General features: G+C 64.8%; 19 protein-coding genes. 10 read left to right on the forward strand and 9 right to left on the reverse strand.

What is annotated here, in order from left to right; genetic code table 11:
- Positions 1-203 precede the first annotated feature (203 nt).
- The 4 genes from petA to gpmA all read left to right on the forward strand — a co-directional run bounded on the left by petA (position 204) and on the right by gpmA (position 3,905).
- On the forward strand, positions 204-770 hold the full coding sequence (gene petA, locus CFE35_RS16605) for a ubiquinol-cytochrome c reductase iron-sulfur subunit (RefSeq protein WP_292932203.1): 567 nt from the start codon (positions 204-206) through the stop codon (positions 768-770).
- Positions 771-780: 10 nt separating this feature from the next.
- Positions 781-2,082 carry a cytochrome b/b6 gene (locus CFE35_RS16610; RefSeq protein ID WP_292932204.1) on the forward strand — a complete coding sequence of 434 codons (1,302 nt, stop codon included), beginning with the start codon at positions 781-783 and terminating at the stop codon, positions 2,080-2,082.
- An 11-nt stretch (positions 2,083-2,093) separates the two neighbouring features.
- Positions 2,094-2,921, forward strand: a complete 828-nt coding sequence (locus tag CFE35_RS16615; protein ID WP_292932206.1) for a cytochrome c1 — start codon at positions 2,094-2,096, stop codon at positions 2,919-2,921.
- Positions 2,922-3,224: 303 nt separating this feature from the next.
- Positions 3,225-3,905, forward strand: coding sequence for a 2,3-diphosphoglycerate-dependent phosphoglycerate mutase (gene gpmA / locus CFE35_RS16620; RefSeq protein ID WP_292932208.1), 681 nt, complete (start codon positions 3,225-3,227; stop codon positions 3,903-3,905).
- Between the two features lie 2 nt (positions 3,906-3,907).
- On the opposite strand, the gene CFE35_RS16625 is transcribed toward gpmA, so the two are convergent.
- The 9 genes from CFE35_RS16625 to CFE35_RS16665 form a co-directional block, all read right to left on the reverse strand.
- Positions 3,908-4,753 (reverse strand): DUF6671 family protein, encoded by an 846-nt coding sequence (locus tag CFE35_RS16625; protein ID WP_292932210.1) that lies wholly within the window; start codon positions 4,751-4,753, stop codon positions 3,908-3,910.
- A 13-nt stretch (positions 4,754-4,766) separates the two neighbouring features.
- Entirely contained in the window at positions 4,767-5,822 is a 1,056-nt protein-coding gene (gene pyrC, locus CFE35_RS16630; protein ID WP_292932333.1) for a dihydroorotase, read from the reverse strand.
- Positions 5,823-5,843: 21 nt separating this feature from the next.
- Positions 5,844-6,503 carry a hypothetical protein gene (locus CFE35_RS16635; protein WP_292932212.1) on the reverse strand — a complete coding sequence of 220 codons (660 nt, stop codon included), beginning with the start codon at positions 6,501-6,503 and terminating at the stop codon, positions 5,844-5,846.
- Between the two features lie 88 nt (positions 6,504-6,591).
- Positions 6,592-6,891 carry an SCP2 sterol-binding domain-containing protein gene (locus CFE35_RS16640; protein WP_292932214.1) on the reverse strand — a complete coding sequence of 100 codons (300 nt, stop codon included), beginning with the start codon at positions 6,889-6,891 and terminating at the stop codon, positions 6,592-6,594.
- Between the two features lie 103 nt (positions 6,892-6,994).
- Complete coding sequence (locus tag CFE35_RS16645; protein ID WP_292932216.1) at positions 6,995-7,285, reverse strand: hypothetical protein; 291 nt, start codon at positions 7,283-7,285, stop codon at positions 6,995-6,997.
- Between the two features lie 135 nt (positions 7,286-7,420).
- A complete protein-coding gene (gene lipB / locus CFE35_RS16650) occupies positions 7,421-8,071 on the reverse strand; it encodes a lipoyl(octanoyl) transferase LipB (RefSeq protein WP_292932218.1) in 651 nt (216 codons plus the stop codon).
- Positions 8,068-9,198, reverse strand: coding sequence for an epoxide hydrolase family protein (locus CFE35_RS16655; protein WP_292932220.1), 1,131 nt, complete (start codon positions 9,196-9,198; stop codon positions 8,068-8,070). The genes lipB and CFE35_RS16655 overlap by 4 nt, the downstream gene beginning before the upstream one ends.
- Positions 9,195-10,844 carry a choline dehydrogenase gene (locus tag CFE35_RS16660; RefSeq protein ID WP_292932222.1) on the reverse strand — a complete coding sequence of 550 codons (1,650 nt, stop codon included), beginning with the start codon at positions 10,842-10,844 and terminating at the stop codon, positions 9,195-9,197. Before CFE35_RS16660 ends, CFE35_RS16655 begins: the two co-directional genes overlap by 4 nt.
- A 107-nt stretch (positions 10,845-10,951) precedes the next feature.
- Positions 10,952-12,184, reverse strand: a complete 1,233-nt coding sequence (locus tag CFE35_RS16665) for an FAD-dependent oxidoreductase (RefSeq protein ID WP_292932224.1) — start codon at positions 12,182-12,184, stop codon at positions 10,952-10,954.
- A 128-nt stretch (positions 12,185-12,312) separates the two neighbouring features.
- Between CFE35_RS16665 and CFE35_RS16670 the strand changes: the two genes are divergently transcribed.
- The 6 genes from CFE35_RS16670 to CFE35_RS16695 form a co-directional block, all read left to right on the forward strand.
- Positions 12,313-13,377: an MBL fold metallo-hydrolase gene (locus tag CFE35_RS16670; protein WP_292932226.1), complete on the forward strand. Its 1,065-nt coding sequence runs from the start codon at positions 12,313-12,315 to the stop codon at positions 13,375-13,377.
- Between the two features lie 30 nt (positions 13,378-13,407).
- Positions 13,408-14,280, forward strand: coding sequence for an MBL fold metallo-hydrolase (locus CFE35_RS16675; protein ID WP_292932228.1), 873 nt, complete (start codon positions 13,408-13,410; stop codon positions 14,278-14,280).
- Positions 14,277-14,930 carry a DUF4230 domain-containing protein gene (locus CFE35_RS16680; protein WP_292932230.1) on the forward strand — a complete coding sequence of 218 codons (654 nt, stop codon included), beginning with the start codon at positions 14,277-14,279 and terminating at the stop codon, positions 14,928-14,930. Before CFE35_RS16675 ends, CFE35_RS16680 begins: the two co-directional genes overlap by 4 nt.
- Before the next feature lie 3 nt (positions 14,931-14,933).
- Positions 14,934-15,935, forward strand: coding sequence for a quinolinate synthase NadA (gene nadA, locus CFE35_RS16685; protein WP_292932231.1), 1,002 nt, complete (start codon positions 14,934-14,936; stop codon positions 15,933-15,935).
- A 2-nt stretch (positions 15,936-15,937) separates the two neighbouring features.
- Complete coding sequence (nadC, locus tag CFE35_RS16690; protein WP_292932233.1) at positions 15,938-16,768, forward strand: carboxylating nicotinate-nucleotide diphosphorylase; 831 nt, start codon at positions 15,938-15,940, stop codon at positions 16,766-16,768.
- A 425-nt stretch (positions 16,769-17,193) separates the two neighbouring features.
- The coding region (locus CFE35_RS16695; protein ID WP_292932234.1) for a hypothetical protein at positions 17,194-17,811 on the forward strand (618 nt) is incomplete at its 3' end.

Here is a 17,811-nt window from a genome sequence, read left to right on the forward strand (position 1 = left end):
CAGCTTTCTAGCGCCAAGCGCGCGCCGAACGGAACCCCGCAATTTTCCAGAGCGCGCGCCCGGGCCGGGCATACGCACACACCCCGCGCCAAAATGTCCTGCAAAAACCACATTGCGTTTTTGTGCACCCCGGCGCTATTGCGGCGCAGCGCGAGCCCGGTCAGGGGATCGCTCGTTCGTTAATGGAATCCGGAAGGTCTTTGATGGCTAGCGAAACGCGGGCGCCGAGCGGCGACGTCCTTGCTCCCGATGGGGAGCGTCGGCGCGACTTCCTTTATGTGGCGACCGGCGCCGTGGCCGCGGCCGGTGCCGCCGCCGTGGTCTGGCCGCTGATCAACCAGATGAACCCGTCGGCCGACGTGCTGGCTCTGGCCAGCATCGATCTCGATCTGTCGGCGGTGCAGGAAGGCCAGGCGGTCAAGGTCTCTTGGCGCGGCAAGCCGGTGTTCGCCCGCCACCTGACCTCGGCGGAAGTCGAGATGGCCAACAAGGTCGATGTGAAGAGCCTGCGCGACCCGCAGACGCTGGCCGAGCGCACCAAGCCCGGCAATGAAAAGTGGCTGATCACGCTGGGCGTCTGCACCCATCTCGGCTGCGTGCCGCTGGGCGCCGGCGAAGGCGAAGTGCGCGGCGACTTCGGCGGCTATTTTTGCCCCTGCCATGGTTCGCACTATGACACCGCCGCCCGCGTGCGGAAGGGCCCGGCCCCGAAGAACCTGGAAGTGCCGGCCTATGTCTTCAAGACGCCCACGTCCGTGACCATCGGCTGAGGAGGATAGAATGAGCTTTCCCTGGGCCAAGCAGTATCAGCCGACCACCGAGCTGGGCAAATTCTTCGACAAGCAGCTGCCGCTGCCGCGCTTCATCTATGGTGCGCTGGGTGCCGGTTATCCGACCCCGAAGAACCTGAACTATTTCTATAACTTCGGCGTGCTCGCCGGCGTCGCGCTGGTCATCCAGATCATCACCGGCGTCGTGCTCGGCATGCATTATGCCGCCAACACCACCGTCGCCTTCGACAGCGTCGAGCATATCATGCGCGACGTGAACAGCGGCTGGATGCTGCGCTACATGCACGCCGTCGGCGCGTCCTTCTTCTTCGGCGTCGTCTATGTCCACATCTTCCGCGGCCTCTATTACGGCTCGTACAAGCCGCCGCGCGAAGTGCTGTGGATGCTCGGTCTCGTCATCTTCCTCCTGATGATGGCGACGGCGTTCATGGGCTATGTGCTGGTCTGGGGCCAGATGAGCTTCTGGGGCGCCACCGTCATCACCGGCCTGTTCTCGGCCATTCCGGTCGTCGGTTCCTATATCCAGACGCTGCTGCTCGGCGGCTTCTCGCCGGATAATGCGACGCTCAACCGCTTCTTCTCGCTGCACTATCTGCTGCCGTTCGTCATCTTCGGCGTCATCATCCTGCACGTCTGGGCGCTGCACATCCCGGGTTCGAACAACCCGACCGGAATCGCCGTGAAGACCGAAGCCGATACCGTGCCTTTCCATCCCTATTACACGGCCAAGGACTTTTTCGGCCTGGGCGTGTACCTGACGATCTTTGCCGCCGTGGTGTTCTTCGCGCCGAACGCGCTGGGCGAAGTCGACAATTACATCCCCGCCAACCCGCTTTCGACGCCGGCGCATATCGTGCCCGAATGGTATTTCTGGCCATTCTACGCCATCCTGCGCGCCTTCACCGTCGATTTCTTCTTCATCCCGGCCAAGCTGATGGGCGTGCTCGCCATGTTCGCCGCCATCCTGCTGCTGTTCTTCCTGCCCTGGCTGGACACGTCGCCGGTGCGCTCGAACAGCTATCGTCCGCTCAACCGCATCCTGTTCTGGGTGTTCGTGGTGGTCGCGCTGATCCTCGGCGTGGCAGGCGGCAAGCCGGCGGAAGAACCCTGGGTGCGCCTCAGCCAGGTGCTGACCGCCTATTACTTCGCGCATTTCCTCATCATCCTGCCGCTGGTCAGCCGCTTTGAAAAGACGAAGCCGTTGCCCAACTCGATCTCGGAAGCCGTGCTGGCCAAGTACAGCAAGCGCGGCGGCCCGTCGGGCGGCACCCTGGCGCAGCCGGCGGAATAAGGACCAGAACAATGATTCGTCTTGGAGCTCTGGGCGTCGGCCTGTTCTTCATCCTCGCCGTGCTGTGGGGAGCGGTGCAGCCCCGCGAAGCCTCGCCCCCCGACCCGGTGAAGGCGCTGCACAAGCATCCGCACGAGATCGAATGGGTCCACAATGGTGCCGGCAATCTCGGCATCACCGGCACCTTCGATCGCAAACAGCTGCAGCGCGGCTTCCAGGTCTACAAGGAAGTCTGCTCGGCGTGCCACTCGATCCATCGCGTCGCCTTCCGCGATCTCGCCGACCTGGGGTTCTCGCCGGCCGAGATCAAGGCCATCGCCGCCGAATATGAAGTGCCGTCGATCGACGACAAGACCGGCGACCCGGCGACCCGCAAGGCAACCCCGGCCGACAAGTTCCCGCTGCTCTACCCGAACGAAATCGCCGCCCGTGCGGCACAGAACGGCGCGCTGCCGCCGGATCTGTCGCTGATCACCAAGGCGCGCGAAGACGGCACCAACTATGTCCACTCGCTGGTCAGCGGCTATGCCGATGCCCCGGCCAGCTGGACAGTGCCGGACGGGCTTTATTACAACCCCTATTTCAAGTCGCTCAACATCGCGATGCCGCCGCCGCTGTCGGATGACCAGATCACCTATGCCGATGGCACCAAGGCGACCAAGGACCAGATGGCCAAGGACATTGCCGTGTTCCTGACCTGGACCGCGGAACCCAAGCTGGAAGCAAGGAAGGAAACCGGCGCCGCCGCGGTGCTGTTCCTGCTGCTGATGACCGGCCTCGGCTACCTCAGCTATCGCAAGGTCTGGGCCGACGTGAAGGGCAAGAAGGCCGCTGCCTGAACGGCGCTTCCGACGACATGAAGGGGCGGCGATCGCAAGATCGCCGCCTTTTTCGTGCTCGGACACGGGACATTGCGGGGCATGGCAGGCCCAGGATTTTCCAGGCTTGATCTTGGCGATATCGGCGTTGGCCCATGCTTCGCCAGCGCTGCACGCGGATCGGGGTCTGCGTCCTTGTTCCCAGGGACGTCAACGGTCCCGGACGGCAGCATCTGACACAATCTCTGCCCGGAAGACGACAGAACCGTGGAGTGGGGCCGCAACGCCACTTGCGCGTACGGTTGCAATCGCTAAGGCACAGGCATGCCTACGCTTGTCCTGCTTCGCCATGGCCAATCGGCCTGGAATCTCGAAAATCGTTTCACCGGCTGGTGGGATGTCAATCTGACCGAAAAGGGCATCGCCGAGGCGACGGCCGCGGGGGCTGCCATGCAGGCGGCAGGGCTCGACTTCGACTGTGCCTTCACCAGTGTGCAGACCCGCGCCATCAAGACGCTCAATCTGGCGCTGGAACGCATGGGTCGGCTGTGGTTGCCGGTCACCAAGAATTGGCAGCTCAACGAGCGTCATTATGGCGGCCTCACCGGGCTCGACAAGGCAGAGACAGCGGCAAAGCATGGTGAGGATCAGGTGAAGGTCTGGCGTCGCAGCTTTGATGTGCCGCCCCCGCCGCTTGCGGCCGGTTCCGAATTCGATCTGTCCACCGATCGCCGCTATGCCGGCATCGCCATTCCCGCTGCCGAAAGCCTGAAAGACACGATCGCGCGCGTATTGCCCTATTGGGAAGCGGCGATTGTTCCGGAACTGCGCGCCGGCAAGCGCGTCATCATCGCCGCACATGGCAATTCGCTGCGCGCGCTGGTCAAGCATCTGTCCGGCATTTCCGACGATGACATCGTCCATGAGGAAATCCCGACCGGCAAGCCGATGGTCTATGATCTGGCCGATGATCTGACGGCGATCGGCCGGCGCTACCTCGACTGAACTCAGGGGTTGCACGCCGGGCAATATCCCGGCGGGGCATGCGTGAGGCCGTCGGGGCGGGACAAGGTCTCGGCATGCCCGCAGGCGGTGCAGCGAAACTCGATCCCGGCGATCATCTCCGTCGCGGTGCCGCAGTCTGCGCATGGCAGGCCGCGCGTCACGCCGGACTGGCCCCAGCCGGGCGCAGCACAGGCCGGGCATGGCGTCGCGATGCGGCGTGCAAGCCGAATGCCGAGGCGGCGGATGCTGGCCATTCGGGTCGGGTTCAAGTGCGCTCGCATGTCGGTTTCAACGCGGGCGCGGCGGTCGGGCGACAATGCAACTGCCTCTGCGACAGCGCGGGCGAGGGTTGCGGCATCCTGGATGCCCTTGGCGATGACAGCACCCCCCAGCGGGCGGACCATCAGGGCATGGCCGGGAAAACCGACCCGCGTGAGCCAATCGCCCAGTGCGGCGGTTTCAGGAACATCGCGGTGACCGAAATTGGTGCGCTCGACGAACAGGGTTTCGGTCAGCGTCAGTTCGCGTTCGGCATCGATGAACACCAGCACCTCGATGCCGGCAGCCAGCAACGGCAAGCGCGGGTGCGGACCAAAGCTGCCTTCGCTGGCCAGGGCCAGCGACTGGCCGGACGCGGCAAAACCGAGCCGCGCCTTGGCAATGGCGGTGTCGATGGCGGTACCGGTGCGAGCAAGACGCCCGTCGAAGCTGCCGAGCGTATCGGTGTCCAGCATCGACGGTACGACCAGGTTGAGCCCTGTCAGATCTTGAAAGGGGCGGGAGAGGGCGCGCTGCTTGCCGTGTTGGGTGGCCAGCGCCGCCGTACGGTGAGCATAGGGCTTGTGCACGTGGGTCTACCGGTCAGACGACGATCCCGGCATAATGCCATTCGAGCGTTTCGCCGGCATGGAATGGCACGATCGCGGTATCGGCGGCGGGCAGGCGCTCGGGTACGGCGACCGCGCGGCGTTCAATGGCGATATGGCTGTCGTTCAATGGCAAGCCATAGAAGCGCGGGCCATGCTCGCTGGCAAAGCCTTCCAGCCGGTCGAGTGCGCCTTCCTCGGCAAAGGTCTTCGCATAGCTTTCAATCGCAAAGGGCGCGTTGAACATGCCGGCGCAACCGCAGGCGCTTTCCTTGTCGGTGACAGCGTGCGGCGCCGAATCGGTGCCCAGGAAGAATTTCGCCGAGCCACTGGTCGCAGCGGCGCGCAGGGCCAGGCGATGGCGCTCGCGCTTGACCACCGGGAGGCAATAGAGGTGCGGGCGGATGCCGCCCTCGAACATGGCATTGCGGTTGATGGCGAGATGGTGCGGGGTGATCGTGGCGGCGATATTGGGGCCGCTGGCGGCAACGAATTCCGCTGCTTCTGCCGTGGTGATGTGTTCAAAGACGATCTTCAGTCCGGGATAATCCTGCACCAGCCCGGCAAGCGTGCGCTCGATGAACACGGCCTCGCGGTCGAAGATGTCGACATGGGCATCGGTGACCTCGCCATGGATCAGCAGCGGCATGCCGATCCGTTCCATCGCCGCCAGCGCCGGCCGGATGTGATCGATGGCGGTGACGCCAAGCGCCGAATTGGTGGTGGCATGCGCGGGATAGAGTTTGGCTGCCGTGAAGATACCCTCGCCATGGCCACGCACCAGCTCGTCGGGATTGATACCGTCGGTCAGATAGCAGGTGATCAGCGGGGTGAAGTTCAGCGCCGGATCGACAGCAGCCTGGATGCGCGCGCGATAGGCGGCGCCGGCCGCTGCCGTTGTCACCGGCGGTTTCAGATTGGGCATGACGATGGCGCGGGCGAACTGCCGGGCCGTGTAATCGGCGACGGCGGCGAGCATGGCACCATCACGCAAATGCACATGCCAATCATCCGGGCGACGGATGACCAGCCGATCAACAGTTTCGGACATCAGACGGGTGACGCTCATGACTCAGGGCGCGGCGGGATCGAGCGGCGGTATCGGCGGCATCGCAATCACTGCGATGGGCTGGATGGCGAGCATCGGAGTCAGCGGCCGCTGGTTCAGCGATTCACGAATCTGTGGCCCCTTGGCGCGCGCATATTGACCCAGCTGCCCCTGCGGAATCGCCAGCACGCGGCGCCCGACGTCTCCAGCAGCAATGCAGAAATTATACTGCGCATCGAGCGTCGAATAGCTGTTGTAGGTACGGGTGGTATATTGATCGAAGCTGGTGGCAGCGCGCGCGCCGTCCAGCCGGCGGAAATGGCCCATCATCACCGATTGCGCAGCCACCAGTTCCTCGCTGTGATGGCGCAGGAAGGCGTTGTAATTGTTGACCGTCTGCAGGAATTTCGAAAATTGGCATTGCAGGGCAGCCACGTTCAGCGCGGCGCGCAGATTCCACACCGCATTGGCTTCAACCTCGGCAGGGGTCGGATTGCGCAGCACGACGGCCTTTGGCACCATGAAGCCGCCCGGCGCCTTTGGTGCAGCCGGGGCGGGCTTTGCTGCGGGCTTCTTGGCCGGTGCCTTGCGCGCGGCCTGCTTCGGCGGGACCTTGGCAAGCAGCGGCTGGGGCGCGGCAACACAGGCCAGCAGGGCAATGAGCAGAAGGCGACGCAGGATCATCAAAACACTTCCGAGTGCGGGGGCAGACAGGTGCTGAGCGTCATCACCCGCCAGCACCCCAGGGCGCCGGCGGGGACAACCGGACCGATCAACCCAGAATGCTGCCCAGTGACAGCGCGACCGACATGTCGCCATCGATCTTCAGCTTGCCCATCATGAACGCCATCTGGGCGTTCTGCTTGCCGCTGGCGATATCCATGAAATCGGCCAATGCGACCTTGATCGTGCAATCGACCGGGCCATCATTGTTGTCGACGATTGCCGGCGACACCTTGTCGTCGATGCGCACGAAACCATCGCTGCCGAAATCGAACTTCACGGCCTTCTTGAAATTGCCGCCGGCACCGACGCGGTTCTTCATCTGCTCGGTGATCGCTTCCAGGCTCATCGTCGTTCCTTCCCAAGGTTCAAACAGGTCAATAAAAAAGGGCCGCCTTGCGGCGACCCTTTCCTAACGCAAGCTGCGACGTTGTCGAGCTTAGTTGTAGCGCTTACTTCGCGGCCGGAGCAGCGGCGTCGGCGGCCGGAGCGGCAGCCGGAGCAGCGGCGGCGTCAGCGGCCGGAGCGGCAGCGGCGTCAGCAGCCGGAGCGGCCATGGCGTCGGCGGCCGGAGCGGCAGCGGCGTCAGCAGCCGGAGCAGCAGCGGCGTCAGCGGCCGGAGCTTCGGTCGTGGTGGTGGTTTCGGTGGTGGTTTCAGCCTTCTTCTCGCCGCAAGCGACGACGAACATGGCAACGCCAGCAACCAGAGCGGCGGTCTTCAGCTTCGAAACGATGTCAGCCATTTTTAAACTCCTCGAGTGATGAATCCTGGACCCAGGACAAGTTGGGTCGGTCAGCCCAAATCCCCCAACTTGAGTGGACATTAGCGGCAAAGATCGTTCCCCTCAAGTGCCATCATCATGCAACAAAATTTGTTTTCAGGCGTTGCAGGGGGTCAGTCTCGCCAACATGGCCGGCAATGCGTGCTGCAATGCCGCGTCGAACGTTGCGAAATCGACATTTTTTCCCAGTTGCGCGAGGCTGGTGACCGGCTCGCTGAGGCCGCAGGGCACGATGCCGGCAAAATGGTCGAGATCAGGTGCGATGTTGATGGACACGCCATGCAGCGTGACCCATCGCCGCACACGCACGCCGATGGCGGCGATCTTGGCGGGGCCGGCCGGTGATTCGACCCAGACACCAACCTTGCCGGGGATGATCCGTGCCGCCACGTCAAAGGCTGCCAGCGTTGCGATCACCCAGGCTTCCAGCGCCGCCACATAGCAGCGGACATCGCGACCACGCCGATCGAGATCGAGCATGACATAGGCGATCCGCTGGCCCGGGCCATGATAGGTGTGGCGTCCGCCGCGGCCGGCGGCGAACACCGGAAAACGGTCGGGGTCGAGGAGCTCCGCCGGGGCGGCGCTGGTGCCGGCGGTGTAGAGCGGCGGATGCTCGACCAGCCAGATCTGCTCGCCCATGCGGCCATCGCGAATGCCGGCGGCGCGTGCCTCCATCGCGGCGACAGCTTGCGGGTAGGGCAGCAGGCCGGGTTCGACCCGCCAGTCCGGCAATGGCAGGGTCACAACGCCTTCACGAACTTTCTGAGGTCGGCAAGGAACAGCTCGGGTTCCTCCAGGCTGGCGAAATGGCCGCCCCGCGGCATGTCCGTCCAGTGCACGACGTTATAGCCGCGTTCGACCATCGGCCGCGGCGGGAAGGCGAGCAGGTCGCGCGGAAAGGCCGCGACACCGACGGGCACCGTGATGCGCTGGCCGGCCGGAATCTCGAAACCGCCTTCCAGGAACATGCCGCGATAGATCCAGGTCGCAGTCAGGAAGCTGCGGGTGCTGAGATAGATCATGATGTTGGTCAGCATCTGGTCGAAATCGAATGGCGGGTCGCTGGTCACCCCCGGCACGTCGGACCAGCCGACGAACTTTTCCGCCAGCCAGGCGGCGACGCCCATCGGCGAATCCATCATCGCAAAGCCCAGGCTCTGCGGCTTGGTGCCCTGCAATTGCAGATAGGCGGTTTCGAGCGTGCGGGTCAGCACGGCCTTTTGCAGCCAGGCAGCATCTTCGGGCGTTTTCGGAGCCATATCGGCGGGGCGCAGGCCGAAGCCGTTCAGATGGATGGCGGAGACGGTCTTGCTGTCGAGCCCGATCCAGCCGCCGATGACACAGCCCCAATCCCCGCCCTGATAGATATAGTCATCATAGCCCAGCCGGGCCATCAGCCGGTCGTAAAGCCCGGCAACCGCGCGCGGGCCGAGCGGGTTTTTCGGCCGGTCCGACCAGGCATAGCCGGGCAGCGAGGGCGCCACGACATGAAAGGCCGGGGCGTCAGGGTCTTCGGGATTGGCCAGTCGTTCGAAGATCGCATCGAATTCGAGGATCGAGCCCGGCCAGCCATGGGCAATCAGCAACGGCCGGGCATCGGCGCGCGGCGAGCGCAGGTGCACCGCGTGGAGGTGAAAGCCGTCTTCGATCTCGACCCGCACCTGGGTCAGGCGGTTGAGATGGGTGACCGCCGCCGGCCAGTCATAGCTGTCGAGCCAGTAGCGGCGCAGCTGTTCCATATAGGCGCGGTTGGCGCCATGGGCCCAGCCGGCATTCTCCGGTTCCTCGAAGAAGCGAAAGGCTTCGACGCGTTCGCGAATCCAGGCGGTTTCGGCCGCGTTGACCGGAATCGTGAATGGCGTCGCGGTCACGCGGCCAGCCCGAGCTTGCGCGCCAGCGTGCGGCGCTCGGCAATCAGGTCGGCGGCCTTTTCGGCGATCATCACCGTCGGGGCGTTGGTGTTGCCAGAGACCAGATAGGGCATGACCGAGGCGTCGACGACGCGCAGCCCTTCGACACCGTTGACGCGCAGATGGCCATCGACCACCGCAGCGTCATCGACGCCCATGCGGCAGGTGCCGACCGGATGGTAGATGGTTTCGCCCCATTCGCGCATCGCCGCCACCACCGCGTCGCGGCCCTGGGCGCCCGGCCCCGGCCAGGCTTCGGCCTGGCGATAGGGCGCGAACGCCGGCTGGTTGCCGATGGCGCGGCAGATCTCGACGCCGCGATAGAGGGTCTCGACATCTTCCGGCGCCGACAGATAGCGCGGATCGATCGCCGGGAAGGCCAGCGGATCGGGGGAAGCCAGGCGGATGGTGCCGCGGCTTTCTGGCCGCAACTGGCAGACGTGCATCTGATAGCCATGCTGCGGGCTCATCTCCCCGCGGCCGTGCGGAGAGCCCTTCAGCGGCATGAAATGGATCTGCACATCGGGGGCGGCCAGCCCTTCGCGGGTCGAGAGGAAGGCGCCGGTCGGCGTCGGCATGTGCGCGGCATTGCCGGTCTTGCCGAAGATCCATTTGCCCAGCGCGGCCAGCTTGGTGGTGAATTTGGTGTTGGCGTTGAGCGTGATCGGCTGGCTGCAATCCCATTGCACGATCATGTCGAGATGGTCCTGCAGATTGCCGCCGACATCGCCGCTGTCATGAACGACGTCGACGCCCATGGCCTGCAGATGCGCGGCCGGGCCGATGCCCGACAGCATCAGCAGCTGCGGCGAGTTGACGGCGCCGCCGCACAGGATGACCTCCCGGGCGCGCGCGACTTCGCTGCGGCCGCCACGTGAATAGGCGATACCGCTGGCACGCTTGCCTTCGAACGTCACCCGCTCGACCTGCACCGAATCGCGGATTTCGAGATTGGGCCGCGCCTTAACCTCCGGCGTCAGATAGGCCTTGGCCACCGAAAAGCGGCTGCCATCCTTGATCGTCGCGTCATAGAAGCCGCCGCCTTCGAACTGCGGCCCGTTGAAATCGCGGGTGCGCGGATAGCCGGCCTGCTGCACGGCATCGAGGAAGACATCGTTGAGGATGTGCGGCAGCGCACCCTTGACACTGGTGTGCAGCGGGCCGCCTTCGCCATGGAAGTCATCGGCACCGCGCTCGCTGTTTTCGGCCTTCTTGAAATAGGGCAGCACATCGGCCCAGCCCCAGCCGGTCAGTCCCAGCTGCGACCAGCGGTCGTAATCGCTGCTGTGGCCGCGGATATAGACCATCCCGTTGATCGAGGACGAGCCGCCCAGCGCGCGGCCGCGCGGCCAATAGAGCTTGCGGTTGCCAAGCTCGGCCTGGGGTTCGGTCCAGAAGCCCCAGTCGAACGGGCTGGCCTTTTCCGGCGGGATGATTTGGGCGATGCCGCCGGGCATCTGGATGAACATCGAATTGTCCTTGCCACCGGCTTCGATCAGCAGCACGCGGGTGGCGGGATCGGCCGACAGGCGATTGGCCAGCACACAGCCGGCCGACCCCGCGCCGACGATGATGAAGTCCCAGATCTCGCTGCCAGTGTCTGCCACCGGTCTTCTCCCCAGATTGACGTTTGCGTCAGCCTAGCGGAGTCGGGCGGCGGCGCAAACGGGGCAAAGTATCAGGCCATCGCAATTGGACTTTGTGGGACTCGCGGTCAGGCGACCGGGTGATGCGCCTTCAGCGGCACGTCCACATCGGCGAGCACCGCCGGATCGACGCGAATCCCCTGTTCGACCAGCGCCTTGCCCTGCACATAATCCTTGACGGCGTTGACGCAGTCGAGCGCGATGATCCGGCCGGCCTTGAGGTAGATGATGCTGAAACTGCGTGCCGCCAGGTCGCCGCGCAGCACCGTCGTGTCATAGCCCAGCGACATGCCCATCGTTTGCAGGCGCAGGTCATATTGGTTCGACCAGAACCACGGCACGGCATGATAGGGTTTCGGATTGCCGGTCAGCAGCCGTGCCACCGTCGTCGCCATGTCATTGGCATTCTGCACCGATTCGAGCCGGATATGGGCGCCGCCGGCGAAGCTGTTGGTGTGCGCGGCACAATCGCCGATGGCAAAGATATGCGGCAGCGAGGTGCGGCAATGGTCGTCGACATCGACGCCATTGCTGCCGGCGGCGCCGGCGGCCAGCAGCGGCGCCACGGCCGGCACGATGCCGATGCCGACGATGACGATATCGGCCGGGATCGTTTCGCCATCGGCGAGGACGACGCCCGTAGCGCGCCCATCGGCGCCGCTGATCGCCGACACGGTTTCGTTGGTGCGGATGCTGACGCCATGGGCGCGGTGCTCGGCCTCGTAAAAATGCGACAGTGCCGGCCCGGCGACGCGGGCCAGCACCCGGTCCATCGCCTCCAGCACCGTCACCTGCTTGCCCAGCTTCGACAGCACCGCCGCCGTCTCCAGCCCGATATAGCCGCCGCCGACGATGGCGATGCGGATGGCGGGGGCGAGCTCGTCCTTCAGCGCATCGACATCGGCGCGGGTGCGGATGGCATGGATACCGGCCAGGTCATGCCCCGCGCATGACAGCCGCCGCGGTGCGCCGCCGGTCGCCCAGATGAGGTCGCCATAGCCGATGGTCGCACCGGCGGCGGTGGTCACGGTGCGCGCCGCGGCATCGACGGTCGTCACCGTCTCGCCCATCCGCATCGTCACATTGCGATCGGCCCAGAAGCTCGCCGGGCGCAGCAGCATGCGCTCGAACTCCTTGTCGCCGGCCAGATAGTCCTTGGACAGCGGCGGGCGCTCATAGGGCAGTTCGGGTTCTTCACCGATGATGGCAATGCTGCCCGCAAAGCCCAATTGGCGCAGCTGTACGGCGCAATTGGCGCCACCATGGCCGGCGCCGACGATCAGGATATCAAAAGACCGCATTTCGCATCCTCAAAGCACTGGCGCGACGGCTAATCCCTTTGTGGCATCCGGGCAATCGCCGGAATGGGCTGGCAGCCCGCCGCCGGGGTCGTTAGAAAATTGATGGCAGCAGGTATAAGAGGGATGCGATGCTTCTCGAACAGGTCGCGACCGGCGGGTGTCAATCCTATCTCGTCGGCTGCCCCACGACGCACATGGCGGCATTGATCGATCCCGCCAGCGGCCAGGTCGATCATTATCTCGGTCTCGCCGCCCAGCACGGCGTGCGCATCCGCTATCTGGTCGACACCCACACGCACGCCGATCATTTCTCGGCGACGCTCGAGATGAAGCAGATGCTCGGGGTGCCGGTCGTCATGCATGCCCTGGCGCCGGCCGTGCATGCCGACATGCGGCTGGAACACGGCCAGACACTGATGGTCGGCGCGCTGCGTTTCGAGGCGCTGCACACGCCGGGCCACACCCGGGATTCGATGTGTCTGTTTGTCGCCGGGGCCGATGGCGGCCATGTCTTCACCGGAGACACCTTGCTGTTCGGCGGCACCGGCCGCAGCGACCTGCCCAGTGGCGACCCCGAACAATTGTACGACAGCCTGTTCGAGCGGCTGCTGAGACTCGATCCGGCCACCGCCATCCATCCGGCGCATGATTACAAGGGCGGCCAGGCCAGCACGATCGGAGCCGAGATCGCCACCAATCCTCGCCTGCAAAAGCGCGATCGTGCCGAATTCGTCGCCATGATGCGGCGCCTCAACCTGTCGGCACCGACGCATCTGACCGAGGCCTTGCGCACCAACATGAATGGCGGCGTGCCGATGGCGCGGCTGCTGGCCGAGGCGACGGCACGCGTGCCCTTCATCAGCCTGGCCGGACTGGCGGACGCAGTGTCCGGGCGTGACAATGATCTGATCGTCCTCGATGTGCGCGAACGCGATCTGTTCGGCGCTGCCCATGTTCCGGGGGCGCTGCACCTGCCGCGCGGTCAGCTGGAACTGCTCGTCAATGCGATGCTGCCCGATCCGACCCGGCGGATCGTCACGGTCTGCGAACAGGGCAAGATCTCCACCCTGGCGGCGGCGACGCTGCGCACCATGGGCTTCACGCGCGTCATGGCGCTGGATGGCGGCATGAAGGCGTGGCGCGACGCGGGCTTCCCCAGCGAAGGGACGGTCTGGGAAGGCGGCGGGCTTTAAATCTGCCGCCAGCCCTGCCACATCAGGGTCATGGACCTGTCGCAACACCCTGATGCCGCCGCCTGGGGCCGGCTGCAACCGCGCTCACCGCTGGTGCGCCGGCTGCTGGCGCACAATCCGTCGCCGTTCACCTATACCGGTACCGGCACGTTCGTGGTCGGCACCGGCACGGTGGCCGTGATCGATCCCGGCCCCGCCGATCCCGACCATATCGCGGCGCTGCTGGCGGCGCTCGAAGGCGAGACGGTCAGTCACATCGTCATCACGCACACCCATATGGACCATAGCCCGGCGGCGCCGGCGGTGCAGGCGGCGACCGGTGCGCGCATTGTCGGCTGTGCACCGCTGGTGCTGTCGGATGATGGTCCGCGTGCCGATGCCGGCTTCGATGCCAGCTATGCGCCCGACCAGGTGCTGGCCGATGGCGACAGCATCGCGGGGCCGGGCTGGACGCTGACTGCGGTGGCGACGCCGGGCCATACCTCCAACCACCTGTGCTTCGCATTGGCGGAGGAGAAGGCGCTGTTCACCGGCGACCATGTCATGGGCTGGAGCACCACGGTCGTCGCGCCGCCGGATGGCGACATGGCGGCCTATATGGCCAGCCTGAAGAAGCTGCTCGACCGCGACGATGTCATCTACCACCCGACGCATGGCGACCCGGTCAGCGATCCGCAGCGCTTCGTGCGCGGGCTGATCACCCACCGTAAGCAGCGCGAGACGCAGATATTGAAGCAGCTGGCCGAGGGGCCGCGGACGATTCCGGCGATGGTCGCGGTCATGTACGCCATGGTCGATCCGCGCCTGCACCCCGCCGCCGGGCGATCGGTGCTGGCGCATCTGATCGACCTTGCGGCGCGCGGGACCGTCAGCGCCGCCGGGGACAGCTGGAGCCTGACATGAAGCCCGGATCGCTCGTGGCGGTGGCTGTCGCCGCGGTCATCGGCGTTGTGGCGGCACCGAAGCTGCCGGCGCTGTTGCCCGATGCCATCGGCGGGCCGCTGGCGCGCTGGCTGGCCGGGCAGGGCGATGTCGATGTCATCGGCAGCGTCACCGTTTCGCTGCGCGCCATGAACCAGCTGACGGTGTTCGAGGCGCGGCTGTTCGCCATCGCGCGCACCGCCGACACAGGCTGGTTCACGCCGCTCGACACCACCACCTATGTCATCGTGCCGGGTGCGGTGCGCTTCCATGTCGATCTGACGCGGATCGAGCGGCGCAACCTCAACTGGGATCGGGACACCCAGACACTGATTGCCGTGCTGCCCGATCCGGTGCCGGGCGAGATCAATGTCGATGGTGCCCATGCCCGGGTCATCGTCGATGGCCTCGATCTCGCCAGCGGCGACAAGCGCGAGGCGATTTTGAAGCAGAGCCTCGCTGCCGCCGGCGCCGACATGCGCCGCCAGGCCGGGCAGGCGGTGTTCATTGCGGCGGCGCGCGAGGCCGCCCGCAACGCATTGACACAAAATCTTGCTGCCCCGCTGCTGGCAACTGGGCTAAAGCCGCGCGTACTGGTCCGTTTCCAGGGCGAAGCGGCGATAAAGGGCTGAACGATGGACGCACGCTTGAACCCGTTGGGAGGCGCCAACGCCCTTGCCGGCCTCGACCTCAAGGCCGAGATCAACCGGCTGCGCCGCGAAAAGAATGCCGTGATCCTGGCGCATTATTATCAGGAGCCGGCGCTGCAGGACATTGCCGATTTCGTTGGCGACAGCCTTGATCTGTCGCGCCGCGCCGCCGAAACCGATGCCGATGTCATCGCCTTTTGCGGCGTCAAGTTCATGGCCGAAGTGGCAAAGATCCTGAGCCCGCAGAAGACCGTGGTGCTACCCGATCTGAAGGCGGGTTGCAGCCTGGAGGACAGCTGCCCGCCGGAAGAGTTCGCCCGTTTCCGCCGCGCCCACCCCGATCACATCAGCCTAACCTATATCAACTGCTCGGCGGCGGTGAAGGCGGAGAGCGACATCATCGTCACTTCGTCTTCGGCCGAAAAGATCATCAACCAGCTGCCGGCCGACCAGAAGATCCTGTTCGCGCCCGACAAGCATCTCGGCGCCTGGCTCAATCGCAAGACCGGCCGCGACATGCTGCTCTGGGATGGCACCTGCATCGTCCATGAGAAATTCTCGGTGACCGAGCTTATGAAGCTGAAGGCGCTGCACCCGGCAGCGCCGGTGCTCGCGCATCCCGAATGCCCGGCGGCGATCCTCGATCTCGCGCACTACATCGGCGCGACCAGTGGCATCCTCAACTATGCGCTGAACAGTCCGGAGCCGGTGGTGATTGTCGCCACCGAGCCCAACATCATCCACCAGATGCAGTTGAAGGCCCCGCACAAGACCTTCATCGGTGCGCCCGGTGCCGACGGCAATTGCGGCTGCAACATGTGCCCGTTCATGGCGCTCAACACGATGGAGAAGCTCTATCTGTCGCTGCGCGACCTGGCGCCGCAGATCGAGGTGCCGGAGGATGTGCGGGTGCGCGCCAAGGTGTCGCTCGATCGCATGCTGGCCATGTCGGCGGCGGTGTCGGCCGTGCCGATCAAGGGCGATTGAGCATGATTCCCGGTTTTGACATGCCCGGCTTTGTCGCGGCGACCCTCGCCGAGGACATGGGCGCAGGCGGTGACCGCACCTCGGCCGCAGTCATCCCCGCCGATGCCGTGCTGACGGCGGTGATGGACAGCCGCGATCCGGTCACCGTCGCCGGCCTGCCGATCGCGGCGGCCTTCTTCCGGGCGCTCGACCCCGATTGCGCGATCGACATGCTGGTGGCGGAAGGCGAGAGCGTCGCCGCCGGGACCGACCTGATGCGCATCCGCGGCAATGCCCGGGCGCTGCTCACCGCCGAGCGTTCGGCGCTCAACACCGTCCAGCATCTGACCGGTATCGCGACACTAACGCGACGCTATTGCGACGCCATTGCCGGCACCGGCGCCATCCTGCTCGACACGCGCAAGACCCTGCCCGGCCTGCGCGTTCTCGAAAAATACGCCACCCGGATGGGTGGGGCGACCAACCATCGCATGCGCCTCGATGACGGCGTGATGATCAAGGACAATCACATCGCCGTGGCCGGCGGTGTCGAGGCGGCGGTGCGCGCCGCCAAGGCGGCAGGCCTGACCGATGTGGTGGTGGAGGTCGACTCGCTCGACCAGATCCCGCCGGCGCTGGCAGCGGGTGCCGATCGGCTGCTGCTCGACAATATGGGGCCGCCGGTGTTGCGTCAGGCCGTCGCGATGATCGCGGCGCGCGTGCCGACAGAGGCATCGGGCGGGGTCAACCTCCAGACCATCCGGGCGATTGCGGAGACCGGGGTGACCTATATCAGCGTTGGTCGCATCACCCAGAGTGCGCCGGCGGCCGATATCGGCCTCGATTTCGCCTGACTGCAAGGCGGCGATCCCGAATTCCAGCCTGAGTCTGCGCGCAGCATTGCGTTGCGCGCGCCAGGGCCGCGTCCGGACTGCGCGTTGATCCTGTCCTGCGCCGACTGCGACACTATGTCATCAATCGGATCGAATTGTCTGATTTCCCCGCATTCACGCCATGGCGTCGGAAAAAAGATCAGATCGTTAAATAATCTAATAATTTTTATTAACAAATGGTGTCTTGATTGCCGAGAATGCAATCGAGTGCATTTTTATAGGTATTTTTACCATAACAGTTCGTAAACTCTTTTGCGATAGGCCAATCCGGATTGCGTAGTGCAAAGGGCGTTGTTGATTTTGCATCTGCCGGGGTCGAGTGTTGCGTTCAGCGTCGATGTAAGATGCAAGGGGTTGCATTTATGGCTCGCTACGCTGCGGCAGCAATGCTGTTCGCTGCCGTCCTCTCTGCGCGTCCGGCTGAGGCTGCGACGTGGACAGCGACGTCAGCCACGATATCCAATATCTTCAAGACCGTGGCCGATGGCGACACGATTGTCATGACCGGCAGCTTCGGAACGGTGAGGATGCAGAACCGCGTTTTCGCCACCGGCGTCACCATCGACGCGACATCGGCCGATTTTTCGGATTCCCTGGTCATCACCAAGGTGGATGGCCTCAACATCGTTGGCGGTCGCTATGGCTCGACCACTGTGCCGACGACACAGAATCGGGCGATCGTGGTGTCCGATGCCAGCAACATCAGGATCCTCAACCCGATCGTGACCGGCGCCTTTGCCGGCACCGGAATCGGGTTTTCCCGATCGATCAATGTTTCGGTTTCGGATGGTTCCTTCACGCGTGTCAAAACCGGCGTCTTCATGGATCGTGTCACAAACGGCAGCATGATGCGCAACACCCTGGTCGCGGGTGTTTCGGATGGCTTCAATGTTTCCAACAGCCGCAATGTCATTGTCAGCAACAACAGCTGCTCGGGTACGACCCCGCTGGTGGGCTACCACCCCGATTGCGTCCAGATGTGGACGTCGCCGGGGGAAGTCCCG

Source organism: Novosphingobium sp. PASSN1 (assembly GCF_002278815.1).

Coding starts and splice junctions, on each gene's coding strand:
- petA (WP_292932203.1), top strand. CDS start 204: ATGGCTAGCGAAACGCGGGCGCCGAGCGGCGACGTCCTTGCTCCCGAT.
- CFE35_RS16610 (WP_292932204.1), top strand. CDS start 781: ATGAGCTTTCCCTGGGCCAAGCAGTATCAGCCGACCACCGAGCTGGGC.
- CFE35_RS16615 (WP_292932206.1), top strand. CDS start 2,094: ATGATTCGTCTTGGAGCTCTGGGCGTCGGCCTGTTCTTCATCCTCGCC.
- gpmA (WP_292932208.1), top strand. CDS start 3,225: ATGCCTACGCTTGTCCTGCTTCGCCATGGCCAATCGGCCTGGAATCTC.
- pyrC (WP_292932333.1), bottom strand. CDS start 5,822: ATGTCCGAAACTGTTGATCGGCTGGTCATCCGTCGCCCGGATGATTGG.
- CFE35_RS16635 (WP_292932212.1), bottom strand. CDS start 6,503: ATGATCCTGCGTCGCCTTCTGCTCATTGCCCTGCTGGCCTGTGTTGCC.
- CFE35_RS16640 (WP_292932214.1), bottom strand. CDS start 6,891: ATGAGCCTGGAAGCGATCACCGAGCAGATGAAGAACCGCGTCGGTGCC.
- CFE35_RS16645 (WP_292932216.1), bottom strand. CDS start 7,285: ATGGCTGACATCGTTTCGAAGCTGAAGACCGCCGCTCTGGTTGCTGGC.
- CFE35_RS16665 (WP_292932224.1), bottom strand. CDS start 12,184: ATGCGGTCTTTTGATATCCTGATCGTCGGCGCCGGCCATGGTGGCGCC.
- CFE35_RS16670 (WP_292932226.1), top strand. CDS start 12,313: ATGCTTCTCGAACAGGTCGCGACCGGCGGGTGTCAATCCTATCTCGTC.
- CFE35_RS16675 (WP_292932228.1), top strand. CDS start 13,408: ATGGACCTGTCGCAACACCCTGATGCCGCCGCCTGGGGCCGGCTGCAA.
- CFE35_RS16680 (WP_292932230.1), top strand. CDS start 14,277: ATGAAGCCCGGATCGCTCGTGGCGGTGGCTGTCGCCGCGGTCATCGGC.
- nadA (WP_292932231.1), top strand. CDS start 14,934: ATGGACGCACGCTTGAACCCGTTGGGAGGCGCCAACGCCCTTGCCGGC.
- nadC (WP_292932233.1), top strand. CDS start 15,938: ATGATTCCCGGTTTTGACATGCCCGGCTTTGTCGCGGCGACCCTCGCC.